Annotated in this window: 13 protein-coding genes; 4 read left to right on the forward strand and 9 right to left on the reverse strand. The window is 64.2% G+C overall.

The genetic code is table 11. From position 1 onward, the window contains the following. Window positions 1-5: 5 nt before the first annotated feature. Complete coding sequence (locus AC1DYJ_RS07290; protein WP_477426002.1) at window positions 6-1,442, reverse strand: MFS transporter; 1,437 nt, start codon at window positions 1,440-1,442, stop codon at window positions 6-8. A 117-nt stretch (window positions 1,443-1,559) separates the two neighbouring features. Between AC1DYJ_RS07290 and AC1DYJ_RS07295 the strand changes: the two genes are divergently transcribed. After that, on the forward strand, window positions 1,560-2,453 hold the full coding sequence (locus tag AC1DYJ_RS07295; protein WP_477283864.1) for a LysR family transcriptional regulator: 894 nt from the start codon (window positions 1,560-1,562) through the stop codon (window positions 2,451-2,453). Between the two features lie 127 nt (window positions 2,454-2,580). Here AC1DYJ_RS07295 and AC1DYJ_RS07300 read toward each other — a convergent pair whose 3' ends face one another. The 5 genes from AC1DYJ_RS07300 to AC1DYJ_RS07320 all read right to left on the reverse strand — a co-directional run bounded on the left by AC1DYJ_RS07300 (window position 2,581) and on the right by AC1DYJ_RS07320 (window position 7,695). Next, window positions 2,581-2,826, reverse strand: a complete 246-nt coding sequence (locus AC1DYJ_RS07300) for a MoaD/ThiS family protein (protein WP_023828363.1) — start codon at window positions 2,824-2,826, stop codon at window positions 2,581-2,583. 40 nt (window positions 2,827-2,866) lie between these two features. After that, the gene (locus AC1DYJ_RS07305) at window positions 2,867-5,137 is read right to left on the reverse strand and encodes a xanthine dehydrogenase family protein molybdopterin-binding subunit (RefSeq protein WP_477283862.1); all 2,271 of its coding nucleotides are present in this window, start codon (window positions 5,135-5,137) and stop codon (window positions 2,867-2,869) included. A gap of 5 nt (window positions 5,138-5,142) precedes the next feature. Beyond that, entirely contained in the window at window positions 5,143-5,619 is a 477-nt protein-coding gene (locus AC1DYJ_RS07310) for a (2Fe-2S)-binding protein (protein WP_477283860.1), read from the reverse strand. Then, complete coding sequence (locus AC1DYJ_RS07315) at window positions 5,619-6,479, reverse strand: FAD binding domain-containing protein (protein ID WP_477283858.1); 861 nt, start codon at window positions 6,477-6,479, stop codon at window positions 5,619-5,621. The genes AC1DYJ_RS07310 and AC1DYJ_RS07315 overlap by 1 nt, the downstream gene beginning before the upstream one ends. A 259-nt stretch (window positions 6,480-6,738) precedes the next feature. Further along, entirely contained in the window at window positions 6,739-7,695 is a 957-nt protein-coding gene (locus AC1DYJ_RS07320) for an SDR family oxidoreductase (protein ID WP_477283856.1), read from the reverse strand. A gap of 96 nt (window positions 7,696-7,791) precedes the next feature. Between AC1DYJ_RS07320 and AC1DYJ_RS07325 the strand changes: the two genes are divergently transcribed. Then, window positions 7,792-8,700, forward strand: coding sequence for a LysR family transcriptional regulator (locus tag AC1DYJ_RS07325; protein ID WP_477283854.1), 909 nt, complete (start codon window positions 7,792-7,794; stop codon window positions 8,698-8,700). On the opposite strand, the gene AC1DYJ_RS07330 is transcribed toward AC1DYJ_RS07325, so the two are convergent. From AC1DYJ_RS07330 to AC1DYJ_RS07340, 3 genes are all read right to left on the reverse strand, one after another. Further along, window positions 8,664-9,839: an MFS transporter gene (locus tag AC1DYJ_RS07330; protein ID WP_477283853.1), complete on the reverse strand. Its 1,176-nt coding sequence runs from the start codon at window positions 9,837-9,839 to the stop codon at window positions 8,664-8,666. The two genes, AC1DYJ_RS07325 and AC1DYJ_RS07330, sit on opposite strands and share 37 nt — an antisense overlap. Window positions 9,840-10,164: 325 nt before the next feature. Next, entirely contained in the window at window positions 10,165-10,473 is a 309-nt protein-coding gene (locus tag AC1DYJ_RS07335) for a DUF1244 domain-containing protein (RefSeq protein ID WP_477283851.1), read from the reverse strand. Between the two features lie 10 nt (window positions 10,474-10,483). After that, window positions 10,484-11,281, reverse strand: a complete 798-nt coding sequence (locus AC1DYJ_RS07340) for an N-formylglutamate amidohydrolase (RefSeq protein ID WP_477283849.1) — start codon at window positions 11,279-11,281, stop codon at window positions 10,484-10,486. A gap of 245 nt (window positions 11,282-11,526) precedes the next feature. On the opposite strand from AC1DYJ_RS07340, the gene AC1DYJ_RS07345 reads away from it, so the two are divergent. Then, on the forward strand, window positions 11,527-12,015 hold the full coding sequence (locus AC1DYJ_RS07345) for a DUF1036 domain-containing protein (RefSeq protein WP_477283962.1): 489 nt from the start codon (window positions 11,527-11,529) through the stop codon (window positions 12,013-12,015). Then, window positions 12,012-13,457, forward strand: a complete 1,446-nt coding sequence (gene pyk / locus AC1DYJ_RS07350; RefSeq protein ID WP_477283847.1) for a pyruvate kinase — start codon at window positions 12,012-12,014, stop codon at window positions 13,455-13,457. The genes AC1DYJ_RS07345 and pyk overlap by 4 nt, the downstream gene beginning before the upstream one ends. The last annotated feature ends 2 nt before the right edge of the window (window positions 13,458-13,459 follow it).

Genomic DNA, 13,459 nt, shown 5'->3' on the forward strand with positions numbered 1-13,459 from the left:
TTTCCTTAGTCTGCCTGCGGCAGCATGCCGGAAGCAGGCCGCGCGGCGCCGGCGCTCCTGCTGGCCGGCAGGATGAACGCTGCCGCCAGGGCTATCGCGACGATGTTCATGATGGCCGCGCCCAGCATCGCGGCATTGATCTGGTGGCCTATCGCCGCCACTCCCGAGGCAGCGGGATCGGCCGCGGTAGCGAAGACCACAATTAGAACGCTGAGACCGATCGATCCGCCGAGTTGGTGGGCAACGTTGACTACCCCTGAGGCTGCACCTTGATCGCGAGGTTCGACGCCGCGGACGCCCGCAGCGGTCAGCGGCGCCATGGCGGTGCCGTTCCCGATGCCGATGAGGATCATCGGAAGCGCCAGCTGCCAATAGGTTGCGGTGGCTCCGGCTTGGGCCAGCCAGACCAGGCCGACTGCCATGGAGGCCAGCGCACCGATGAGAAGCGCGGGCCCACCCACGACGCGGGTCAGTCGTGGAATCGTCACCGCCGAGCCGAAGGTCAGAACAGTCATCGGCAGGAAACCCAGCCCGGCCTGCAGTGCTGTGTAACCCAGCACCTGCTGCATGAACTGCGTGGTGAAGAAGAAGAACGACACCATCGAGCCGATATACAGCATGCGCCCGGCATGGGCGGCCGACCGCTCCCGGCTCGCGAAAAGACGCAGGGGCAGCACTGGGAAGGCGACACGCCTTTCGAACCACACAAAGAAAGCCAGGACGACTACGGCTGCACCTAAGGAAAGCCACGTGACAGGGGTGTGCCAGCCCTGAGCGGCCGAATTTACCAAACCATAGACCAGCAGGCCCATGCCGAGTGTCGAGGCGATGGCGCCAACAATGTCGAAGCGGCCTTGCATGCGTTCGCCGTCCGGAATGATGCGATTGATCGCGAAGAGGAGGCCGATGCCGATCGGAAGGTTGACGAGGAAGCCAATACGCCACGACAGCAGCCCCGCAAAAATCCCGCCCAGGACCATGCCAAGACTGGCACCGGCGCCGGCGACGACCGAGTACCATGACAGGGCGCGGGTGCGCTCGCTGCCTTCGGCGAAGGTGGCCGAGATCACCGCCAGCACGCTCGGCGCCAGGATCGAAGCCCCAAGACCCTGCACGGCGCGCGCAGCGATCAGCTCATAAGACGATTGCGAGAGGCCTATGACGAGCGAAGCCAGCGTGAACAGGACGACGCCCAGTTGCAGGGCTCGCTTCCGACCGAACGTGTCGCCGAGACGAGCCGACAAAAGCAAAAAGCCGCCGAAAAACAGCAGATAGGCATTTTGAACCCACGTCTGCATGATTGCGCTCATGGCCATGGTGCGGCCAATTTCCGGCATGCCCGTGTAGACGATGGAAAGGTCCAGCAGGATCATCAGGTACACGGTCAGCACAGTGGCGAGAACCGTGTTGGGAGTCGCTACTTGCCCAGTTCGCGAAGTCATTGGCGTTGCTTTCGTTGCCGGCGGCACGTCCGCCCATCTCGTGTCAGCAATCTAGGTCCATTTCATTCATTCGATTAGGTGCTAATATCGGCAAGGACCAATAAGAGGGGCTAATGAATGCGGCGAGAGGACATGACTGACCTGCTCGCGCTCGTGGCCGTCGCCAGGGAGCGCAGCTTCACCCGGGCGGCCGCCCAGATGGGAGTTTCTCAGTCTGCGCTGAGCCAAACCATACGCGGGCTTGAGGATCGGCTCGGGATCAGGCTTTTGACGCGCACCACCCGCAGTGTGTCCACCACGGAAGCCGGCGAGAGGCTGATCAGGGCGGCTGCGCCGCGACTGGAAGAGATCGAGTCGGAATTGGCGGCGTTAAGCGACTTGCGGGACAAGCCAGCCGGCACGGTGCGCATCACCTGCAGCGAAAACGCAGCCGATACAGTCGTGTGGCCGAAGCTGGCTGCAGGTCTCGCCGGGTTTCCGGACATCAAGGTTGAGCTCTACATCGATCATGGCTTCACAGACATTGCTGCGGAGCGCTTCGATGCCGGTGTGCGCCTGGGAGAGAGCCTGGAAAAGGACATGATTGCCGTGCGCATCGGGCCCGACGTACGGCTCGTGCCGGTAGGATCTGCCGGCTATTTCTCACGGACCCCCCGGCCAGAGGTTCCGCAAGACCTCATCCGGCACAATTGCATCAATTTGCGCCTGGCCACGTTGGGTGGTCTTTACGCCTGGGAATTTGAAAAGGACGGCCGCGCCCAGCGGGTTCGCGTCGATGGGCAGCTGACCTTCAACACCATCAGGTCTCTGGTGACGGCGGCAATCGCCGGCTACGGCATTGCTTTCGTTCCCGAGGACAGCGTCGCCGAGTACCTAGCCGACGGCACACTGATAGGGGTACTCAGCGAATGGTGTCCGCCCACGTCGGGTTTTCATCTCTACTATCCAAGCCGGCGACAGAATTCGCCGGCGTTCCAGACCGTCGTCGAACTGCTGCGCCACCGAAACTGAATCATAAGCTTTAGAGCAAGCGTCCAAAAAGACTGATTTCGAAAATGTCTGAGTTGTCAGGCGCCAGTCTGCTTTCGGCCCAATCCAAGACGTTCGAGGCCCTGATGCCAGGCGATGGCGGAGGCACTCACCCCCCAGCCAGTCTTGGCAGCAGAAAAATCTCCGCGCCCTTTGGCAATTCCTTTGACCAGGTATCGCGATAGATCGTGCCGTCGATGGCCACGGCGATGCCCTTCTCGATCCAGGGCTCTATGCCGGGATACTGTTCAGCCAGTTTCCTGAACAGCTCCCTGATGTCCTTGGCCTCGACCTCGACCTTGCTCTGGCCGCCGGCGAGCTGGCCCAGCGCACCCCATAGGGTGACTTCGACCATCCGCTCGACCCCTATTCTTGATGGAGCATGATGTTCGGCATCATGCCCTGCCTTCCCGTTCCGCTTCGATCGCAGCGAGAACCCTTGGCGGCGACATCGGGATGTGGGTCATGCGCACGCCGGCGGCGTTCGACATCGCGTTGGCGATCGCCGCCAGCGGCGGCACGATCGAGGTTTCGCCGACGCCGCGCACGCCATAGGGGTGGTTGGGGTTGGGTATTTCCAGGATCTGCGTGTCGATCATCGGCAAGTCCGAGCAGACCGGGATGCGATAGTCGAGGAAGCCGGCGTTCTGGAGACGTCCGTCCTTGCCGTAAATATACTCCTCGTTGAGCGCCCAGCCGATGCCTTGCGCGGCACCGCCCTGGTACTGGCCCTCGACATAGGTCGGGTGCACCGCCTTGCCGGCATCCTGGATCACCGTGTAGCGGATCACGCGCGCGGCACCCGTCTCGGGGTCGACCTCGATGTCGCAGATGTGGGTGGCGAAGGAGACGCCGGCGCCGTCGGCGACGAGCTCGCTGTGGCCGGCGATCGGCCCACCCGTGGTGCCGGACTTGGCGGCGATCTCCTTCAGCGACAGGGCTGCAAGGTTGCCGTACTTCTCGCCCTTGGCGATGGCGTGGCCGTTTTCCCAGATGACGTCGTCGACGGGGATGTCCCACATTTGCGCTGCGCGATCCCTAAGGATTTTTATCGCGTTGCGGGCGGCCGAGATCGTCGCCATCGAGGACGAGAAGGTGCCGCGGCTGCCGTCGGTCATGTCGTTGTAACCGAGGGAAGACGTGTCGGCGACCACCGCTTTGAGCTGGGCATAGTCGATGCCGAGCTCTTCGGCCGCCACCAGCGACAGCGACGCGCGTGAACCACCGACGTCCACCGTGCCGACAGCGAGCGACACCGATCCGTCCATGCCGATGTTGAGGTCGACGCAGGTCTGGCCTCCAAAATTGAACCAGAAGCCGCAGGCCATGCCGCGGCCCTGGTTTTTGCCGAGCGGCGCTTTCATGTGCGGATGGGTCTTTGCCGCCTCCAGCGTCGGGCCGATGCCGATCGGGCCGTAGACCGGGCCGTAGGAGGAGCGGGTGCCTTCCTGCGCGGCGTTCTTGATGCGGAACTCGACCGGGTCCATGCCGATTTCCTTGGCGAGCTCGTCGACAGCGCTTTCCACGGCAAACGCCGCCATGGGGGCGGAGGGCGCACGGTAGGCCGCGGTCTTCGGCCGGTTGACCAGCACTTCGTAGCCGACGGTCTTGACGTTATCGAGCTTGTAACAGGCGAACGCCGTCATGGCGCCGATCTCGGCCCAGGTGCCGGCATAGGGGCCGCTGGAATAGCGCAGCGTCGCCTCGGCGGCGGTGATGGTGCCGTCCTTGCGGGCGCCGATCTTCACGTCGATCGAGGTGGCGCTGGTCGGACCCGAGGCGCGGAACACTTCGTCGCGCGTCATCACCAGCTTCACCGGGCGGCCGGCCTTGCGCGACAGCGCCAGCGCCACCGGTTCGGCCCAGACATGGGTCTTGCCGCCAAAGCCGCCGCCGATCTCCGACGAGGTGACGCGCAGTTTCGAGGCTTCCAGCCCGAGCAGTTGCGCGCAATGCTGGCGGTAGACGAAATGGCCCTGCGTGCAGACCCAGAGGTCGGCGGTGCCGTCGAGGTTCACGTTCGCCACGCAGGCATGCGGCTCGATATAGCCCTGATGCGTCTGCTCGGTCTTGAAGGAGCGCTCGACGATGAAATCGGCATGGCCGAAACCCTGATGGACATCGCCATGGCCGAACTGGCTGCGCTTGGTGACGTTGGAAGGCTTTACCGGCTTTTCCTCGAGGCCTTCTGTGAAGATCGTGTCGTTGATCAGCGGGGCATGATGCTTCATCGCCTCGTCGACATCGGTGACATGCGGCAACAGCTCATAGTCGACCACGATCAGCTTTAGCGCCTGCCGCGCCGTGTGGGCATCGACGGCGGCAACCGCGGCCACGGCATGGCCGTCATAGAGCGCCTTGCTGCGCGCCATGCAATTGTCGAGGACGTCGTACATGCCGGCATCGCCATCGGTGAGGTCCGGCAGGTCTTTCGCCGTGATCACCGCTTTCACGCCGGCCAGCTTTTCCGCCTTCGAGGTGTCGATCTTCAGGATCTTTGCGTGGGCATGCGGGCTGCGCAGAACGCGTCCGACCAACTGTCCCGCCATGTTGAAGTCGGCGCCGTAGCGGGCGCGTCCCGTCACCTTGTCGATGCCGTCAGGGCGGAGGGGGCGGGTGCCGACGGATGCAAATTTGCGGCCCGAAAAGCGCGGATCGAAATTCATGGTCTTCAAGCTCCCTTCATCACGATGGCGGCGTCCTGGACGGCGCGCACGATCTTGTCGTAGCCGGTGCAGCGGCAGAGATTGCCGGCAAGGCCGAAGCGGATTTCTTCTTCCGACGGATCTGGGTTTTTGGCCAGCAGGTCCTTCGCCGCGATCAGGAACCCCGGCGTGCAGATGCCGCATTGCAGGGCGGCATGTTCGAGGAATTTCTGCTGCAGCGTGTGCAGCTTCTCGCCATGTGCCATGCCCTCGACGGTCTCGACCTGCCGCCCTTCAGCCTCCGCGCCCAGCACCAGGCACGAGCAGACCAGCCGGTTGTCGAGGATGATCGAGCAGGCGCCGCAGTCGCCGGTGCCGCAGCCTTCCTTGGCGCCGGTCAGGCCGAGCCGGTCGCGCAGGACGTCGAGCAACGTCTCGTCGGGTTGGCAAAGGTACTCGACGTGATCGCCGTTGATTGTCGTTGAAACTGCTATACCGGCCATCATTTGCCTCCTGCACGTGCGTAGGCGGTCGTCGCGGCACGTCTGGCTAGCACGCCCGCAACTTTTCGCCTGAACTCGATGGTGCCGCGCTTGTCGTCGATGGGCCGGCAGGCCCCCGCGCAGACTTTTGCCAGCCGCTCAAGCGCTGCGTCATCGAGCTTGCGGCCGATGAGAGCCTCGGCGGCTTCTTCGACCAGAAGCACGGTCGGAGCGGCCGCGCCCAGCGCGACGCGGGCGGCTGTGATGACGCCATGCTCGTCAAGCGTCAGGTTGACGCCGGCGCTGACCACCGCGATGTCCATCTCGGTGCGTGGAATGAAGCGCAGATAGGCGTCGCCCGAACGCGGTGCGCGTTTGTCGAGCAGGATCGCCTCGATGATCTCGCCCTTGGCGAGCGAGGTCTTGCCCGGACCGACCGGCACGGCCTCAACGGCAACGGTGCGCTTGCCGGAGGGACCGGCAATCACTGCCTTTGCGCCGGCGGCCACCAAAGCCGGGACGCTGTCGGCGGCCGGAGAGGCGTTGCAGAGATTACCGGTTATCGTACAACGGCCTTGCACTTGCTTAGAGCCGATCAGCTTCGCCGCTTCGACGACGCCGGGCCAGGCCTTCTTCAGGGCTGCGTTTTCTCCCAGCACCGCGCAGGGAACGGCGGCGCCGATGCTGAAGCCGTCAGGCGTCTGCCTTATCTCGCTCAGGCCCTCGATTGCCTTGATGTCGACGATCAGGTCGGGTTCGACAAACCCGCCCTTCATCCTCACCAGAAGGTCGCTGCCTCCCGCCAGAATGGCTGATGTGCCGGAAGAGCCGGCCAGCAGGCCAACGGCATCTTCGATTGAAAGCGGACGTATGTAACGCATCGTCTCCCCTTGGTGATCATGATCTCGGCGACCGTTATAAACTGTCTCCTCATAATGACCATCCGGTTGGTCATTTCCGCGATTGGGCCAGGCGCGAGGTGGGTTTCGTACCAACCGCGACTGACGCTTGGCCCAGTATGGCTAGACCGGTCCACCGTTTCACGGCGAACCGCTCTAGCTCCTTCTTTTTGCGCAATTCCCAAGGGAAAGCGCTACGCGCTTTTCCCGGGAAAACCGCGTACACTTTTCCTGGAATTGCTTAGGCTGCCTCTTTTGCATGATGAGTGGTGAGGCCGATGTCCTCGAGCGCCTTGGCCACAGCCTGGTCCAGCGGGGTGTGCGGGACTTCGCCGATGATGCCTTCCAGCCGGTCGGACACGAGCCGGTGCGGTTCGAAGCGCAGATAAGACATCGAGACGATCTCGCGCCACATCGCGACGAACGGGCTGCCGGCGCGCAGCACCCACCAGGGCATGAAGGTCAGTTTCAGCGGACGGTCCAGCGCCCTTTCAGCGGCGGCCTTGATGTCCATGTCGGTGATGGCATGGCCGGGGAAGTTGAGCGCCTCGTAGAAGCCGAGCTTGTCGAGGTTGCGTGCCAGCCCGACGAAGGCCACGGCGAAGTCCGGCAAATACGCCCATTCATGCACGAGGTTGGCCGGGCCGGGCGCGGTGTAGACGCCCTTGTTCATCTTGGCGGCGACGACCAGGTCGAACCATGACCCGCTGCCGGTGCCGCCGAAGAAATCGCCGGCGCGCAAAATGATGGTGCGGACATGGCCGGCATCGGCCTCTGCGCGAAACAGCGCTTCCATGGCGCAGCGGATGCGGCCCTTCTCGGTTGTCGGGCGGAACGGCGTGTCTTCCGTCACCACCTGCGGCAATGGCGAGCCGTAATTATAGACAGTGCCGGGGAAGAGATGCAGCGCGCCATTGGCGTGGCAGGCGGCCATGACGTTCTCGGCCATTGGCAGGCACTTGCCCCAGTCGGTGTAGATCGGGTTGAGGCCATTGAAGACGATGTCGACGCCCTCTGTGGCGTGGATCAGCGACTGGCGGTCCATGGCGTCGCCGGCGACGGCGGTGGCGCCGTTGAGTTCGGCCGGGACCTTGCCGGTGCGGGTGACGGCGCGGACGTCGAAGCCTGCGTCGATGAAGGCCTTGCCAACCACGCGGCCGAGCCGGCCATTGGCGCCCAGAATTGCGATCTTGGTCATTTTTCGTCTCCGTGTTTCGTGTTTGCAGGCCGAATATGATGCCTTCATCTTCGAATGAAAATTGACTGAGATTGGCGTTCTGATATTCATAAATGTATGGCTGAAATCGACTGGAACCTGATCAAGAGCTTCGTCACCGTGGCGGAGACCGGCAGCCTGTCGGCCGCGGCGCGCAAGCTGTCGGCCAGCCAGCCGACGCTTGGCCGCCACATCGGTGAGCTCGAACAGGCGCTGGGCGTCACGCTGTTCCGGCGCGGGCGGCGCGGCTATGCGCTGACGGAAGCCGGCGCCACGCTGTTCGAACGCGGCAGGGCGGTAAGTGAGCAGGCGAGCGCCTTTTCGCTGCTGGCGCTGGGCTCGGTCGAGGCGATCGAAGGCACGGTGCGCATTGCCGCCAGCGAGGTGGTGGCGGCCTATGTGCTGCCGAAGATGACGGCGCGGCTCGGCATCGAGGAGCCCGGCATCGAGGTCGAGATCGTCGCCTCGAACCAGGTCGAGAACCTGCTGCGCCGGGATGCCGACATCGCCATCCGCATGGTCAAGCCGGCGCAGAACGAACTGACGGCGCGCAAGGTCTGCGACATTCCGCTCTGCTGCTGCGCGGCCACATCCTATCTCGACCGGCACGGCCGGCCGCTTGTGCCCGCCGACCTTGTCGGCCACCCGCTGATCGGCTTCGACCGCAGCGACGAGATGATCCGCGGCTTTACCCAGTTCGGCATACCGGTCACCCGTAGCAATTTTCGTTTCAGGACCGACAACCAGATCGTTTTGTGGGAAGCGCTACGGGCGGGAAACGGCATCGGTCTCGGCCAGGAGCCGCTCGCCGACAGCGACCCGTTGCTGGAAAAACTGCTGCCCGGTCTGCCCTTGCCCAGCCTGCCGGTGTGGCTCGCCATGCATCGCGACGTGCGCACCAGCGTGCGCATCCGCCGCGTCGCGGATTTCCTCTACGAGGAGTTGAAGCGTTATTCGGCCGGGGCGGGCGCGAATTCGGCGCGTTGAGCGAGTCCAGCCATCAACAGCACGACGATCAGCAGACCCGACATGGCGACGAAGATCGGGCCGAAGCTCAAATGCTCGGCGACGAAGCCGATCGCCGACGGCGCAACCAATATGCCGGAATAGCCCATGGTGGTGACGACGCTCATGCCGGTGCCCGACGACATGCCTTCCTGGTTGCCGCCGGCCGAAAAGATGATCGGCACCATGTTGGCGATGCCGAAGCCGCAAAGAGCAAAGGCTGCGATGGCGATCCATGGCGAAGGCGACAGGCCGGCGACCAGCATGCCGGCGGCGGCGACCACCGCCGAGCCGCGCAGCGTCGCCACCGCGCCGAAACGGTTGCGCACGCCGTCGCCGAAGAAGCGCATGACCGCCATGACGCCGGAGAAGGCGGCGTAGGCGAGGCCGGCAATGGCGAGGTCGGCGCCGAGTTCCTGTCGCAGATATAGCGCTGCCCAGTCGAGCACGGCGCCCTCGGAAATCATCGTCAGCAGCGCCATCAGCCCGACCAGATAGACCAGCGGATTGGAGGGCAGCGCAAATTTGTGATGCTCGGCCGCCTGCGGCCTGTCTTCGGCGATGAGGTAGCCGACCGCGACCGCAATGACGGCAAAAGCGATGACCGTGACGACAGCCGCATGGGCGAGGTGGCCGTAAGTCTGGATGGCGTAACCGCCCAAGCCGCCACCGGCAAAACCGCCGAGGCTCCAGAACCCATGCGACGAGGACATGATGGCGCGGGACAGCCGGCGCTCGACCACCACGGCATTGGCGTTCATGGCGACATCCATGCCGCCGATCGAACCGCCGAAGATGACCATGGCGATCGCCGCCAGCGGCACATTGGGCGCCAGCGCCACGACCAGCAGGCCGAGGCTGCCGCACAGGCCGAACCAGCGCAGCACGGTGCGCGAGCCATGTTTGGAGATCAGATGCCCGCACCAACTCATAGCGCCGACCGCGCCGACGCCGAACAAAAGGATCAGCAGGCCGAGCGTGAATTTCGAAATGTCGAGCCGGGTCAGGAACACCGGAATCTGCGGCGCCCAGCTGCCGGTCAGGAAGCCGTTGGCGAGGAAGATGGCAGCGACCGCCCATCGCCCGCGAACGGCGCTCTGCATCGCGTTTTGCGCGCTCATGGTTGGAATCCGGTCAAAAATGGCTTTGCGCGGCAAATTAGATCGATTCAACTTTCAGTCAAGCGCCTGGCTGCGAAAGCATTTAGGCCAAGTCGAAGGGACAAAGTAGTCGACAGCGTTCCTTCGCGCCCCCCTCTGTCCTGCCGGACATCTCCCCCACGAGGGGGGAGATCAGCAGCTTTGGCGCTTCGGTCCTTTCTGCACCGCTGGAGATTGGCGAAAGCCAGGATGACAGCTGATCTCCCCCCTTGTGGGGGAGATGTCCGGCAGGACAGAGGGGGGCGCTGTCCYGCCGCCGTCAAATCCTGTGAACCGCGCCGCTAGCTCAGTGATCCCTTGGCCTTCTCGCCTCAAACTCCGCCTTCTTGGCGTCCGAAGCCTCGGTCTGGTTCAGCGCCTGCCACTCGGCGTAAGGCATGCCGTAGACGATCTCGCGCGACTGATCCTTGGACAATGCAAGGCCCTCGGCCTCGGCTGCCTCGCGGTACCAATTGGACAGGCAGTTGCGGCAGAAGCCGGCGAGGTTCATCAGGTCGATGTTCTGGACATCGCTGCGCTCGCGCAAATGCTCGACCAGCCGGCGGAAGGCAGCGGCCTCGAAATCGCGTTTCTGTTCGTCGCTGAGCTCGGTCATGTCTCGATCCTCACAGCGGCCCGGTGCGCGAGCCGAACATCTTCACCTGATGTATATCGGGACGACGATCGATGGCGTCAACGATCGGCGCCAGCCGTTCGGCCCAGGCCAGCGCGCCCTTGCTGTCTGCGATCAGGTCCTGGCGGATCTCGATCAGCGCATGGGCAAAGCCGTTGACGATGGCGTGCTTGAACATGGTGTCGCCGCGCAGCGCGCCGTCATAGGGTTCGTTGTCGCCGACGACGAGGTTTTTATCCTCGCCCAGCATGTCGATCAGCGGCCGCGCCACGCGGTCGTCGAGGTCCCACAGAATGCCGACGTGCCACGGGCGCGCAACGCCTTGCATGACCGGGGTGAAGGAGTGGACGGAGAAGATGAAAGGCGCTTTGCCCGAGGCCTGCGCCACCGAAGCAATCATGGCGCCGACGGCGTCGTGATAGGGCCGATAGAAACCGTCGAGCCGCCTTTCGCGCTCTGTCGCCGCCATCGGGTAGTTTCCCGGCACCACGGTGCCGTCATAGAGCTGACGGATCAGCGTCGGGTCGTCCTCGCCGCGATTGGGGTCGATCAGCAGGCGCGAAAAATTGGCGATCACCGCCGGCACGTCGAGTGCTGCCGCCAGTTCGCGCGTCACCATCTCGACGCCGATGTCGTAAGCGATGTGACGCTCGAGTTCCGCCGCCGGCAGGCCGAGGCTGCCATACTCCTCCGGCAGGTCGCGGCGGGCATGGTCGGCGACAAGCACGATGCCCCGCTTGCGGTCGCCCTCGACAAGATCGAAAGGCGCGAAAACTGTGGATCGGGTCATTGGCTGAAAAGGTCTGTTCGCTGGCGTCCGGGGAGGGTGGTATCGTCATTCCACGAAGAGGACGCCGGCGCAATGCCGTTGTTTGGCCACGGTTTCTGCGAAAATCCGGTCACACGCGGCAAATTGCGTGTCGGGGGCCTTTCTAAATCGATTGGAATTGGACAGAACGGCGCGTTGACATGCGCCCGGACTTTTCCGAAAAGGGGCGTTGAGAGATGCAGATGACGTTGTTGAGGGGTTTCGGAATGGGTTCCGCCGGCAGGCCGCGCGCGCGCGGCGCCTTTGCCGTGCCGCTCCTGGCCTTGACCGTGGGGCTTACCGCGCTGGTCGCGGCCTCGCCCGCCCGCGCCGATTTCCGCGTCTGCAACGCGACGCAGAACCTGGTCGGCGTCGGCATCGGCTACCGCGCCAAGGCCGGCTGGATCACCGAGGGCTGGTGGCACATCGAAGGATCGACCTGCAAGACGCTGATCGAAGGGCCGCTGTCATCAAGGTTTTACTATCTTTATGCAGAAGACGCCGAGCGTGGCGGGCGTTGGGATGGCCCGATCAACATGTGCGTGGCCGAAAAAGAGTTCAAGATCGCCGGCGTAACCGATTGCGTCGCCCGGGGCTTCCAGCGCGCCGGATTCCAGGAATATGACACGGGCGAGCAGGCAAGCTGGATGGTCCAGCTGACCGATGAGTCCACAACGGGAGGCGCACCAGCCGCCCCGGGAACAAACAGTCAATGAGACGTAGCCGCAAGGTCAAGATCCTCGCCACCATCGGTCCGGCCTCCTCGTCCGAGGAGATGCTGCAGAAGCTGTTCGAAGCCGGTGCCGATGTCTTCCGTATCAATATGAGCCACACCGACCACGAGCTGATGCGCACGCTGGTCGCCCGCATCCGTGCCGTCGAGGAAAAGGTCGGCCGTCCGATCGGCATCCTGGCCGATCTGCAGGGGCCGAAGCTGCGCGTCGGCAAGTTCGCCAACGGCAAGGAGGTGCTGACCGCTGGCCAGACCTTCACGCTCGACAACAATCCCGAGCCCGGCAATTCGACCAGGGTCTACCTGCCGCATCCCGAAATCCTGAGCTCGGTCGAGGCCGGTCACCGTCTGTTGATCGACGACGGCAAGCTGGAGCTGAAGGCTCTGAAGAGCGACGGCAAGTCGATCACCTGCACGGTGGTCGCCGGCACGACGATTTCCGACAAGAAGGGTGTCAGCCTGCCCGACACCGACCTGCCGGTCGGCGCGCTGACCGAGAAGGACCGCAAGGACCTCGATGCGGTGCTGGCGGCAAGCGTCGACTGGGTGGCGCTGTCCTTCGTGCAGCGGCCGGAGGATCTCGCCGAAGCCCGCAAGATCGCGCGCGGCCGGGCACTGATCATGGCCAAGATCGAAAAGCCGCAGGCCGTTGCCCGGCTGGCGGAAATCATCGAACTCTCCGACGCGCTGATGGTCGCGCGCGGCGATCTCGGCGTCGAAATGCCGCTGGAAGCGGTGCCCGGCATCCAGAAGCAGATCACGCGCGCGGCGCGCCGAGCCGGCAAGCCGGTGGTCGTCGCCACCCAGATGCTGGAATCGATGATCACCGCGCCGGTGCCGACCCGCGCCGAGGTCTCCGACGTGTCGATTGCCGTGTTCGAGGGCGCCGATGCCATCATGCTTTCGGCCGAGTCTGCGGCCGGCGCCTATCCGGTCGAGGCGGTGGCGATGATGAACCGCATCGCCACCAAGGTCGAAACCGACCCGACCTATGCCGGCATCATCAACGCGCAGCGCTCGGAACCGGAAGCAACCGGCGCCGATGCCATTTCGCTCGCCGCGCGCGAGATCGCCGAAACGCTGAAACTGTCTGCGATCATCACCTATACGGCGTCGGGCACCACCGGCCTGCGCGCCGCGCGCGAGCGGCCGCAAGTGCCGATCATCGCGCTGTCGCCGATCCTCAACACGGCGCGGCGGTTGTCGCTGCTGTGGGGCACGCATTGCGTCGTCTCGCCCGATGCCGTCGATCTCGACGACATGGTCGACCGTGCCTGCCGCATCGCTTTCGAAGAGGGGTTTGGCCAACCGGGCGACCGCGTCATCATCACGGCGGGCGTGCCGCTGCGGACGCCGGGTTCGACCAACATGCTGCGCATCGCCTATGTCGGATCGGACGTGCAGGCCACCCGCAACATAGGCTGAGA

The sequence above is a fragment of the Mesorhizobium sp. P2_B11 genome, assembly GCF_056404855.1.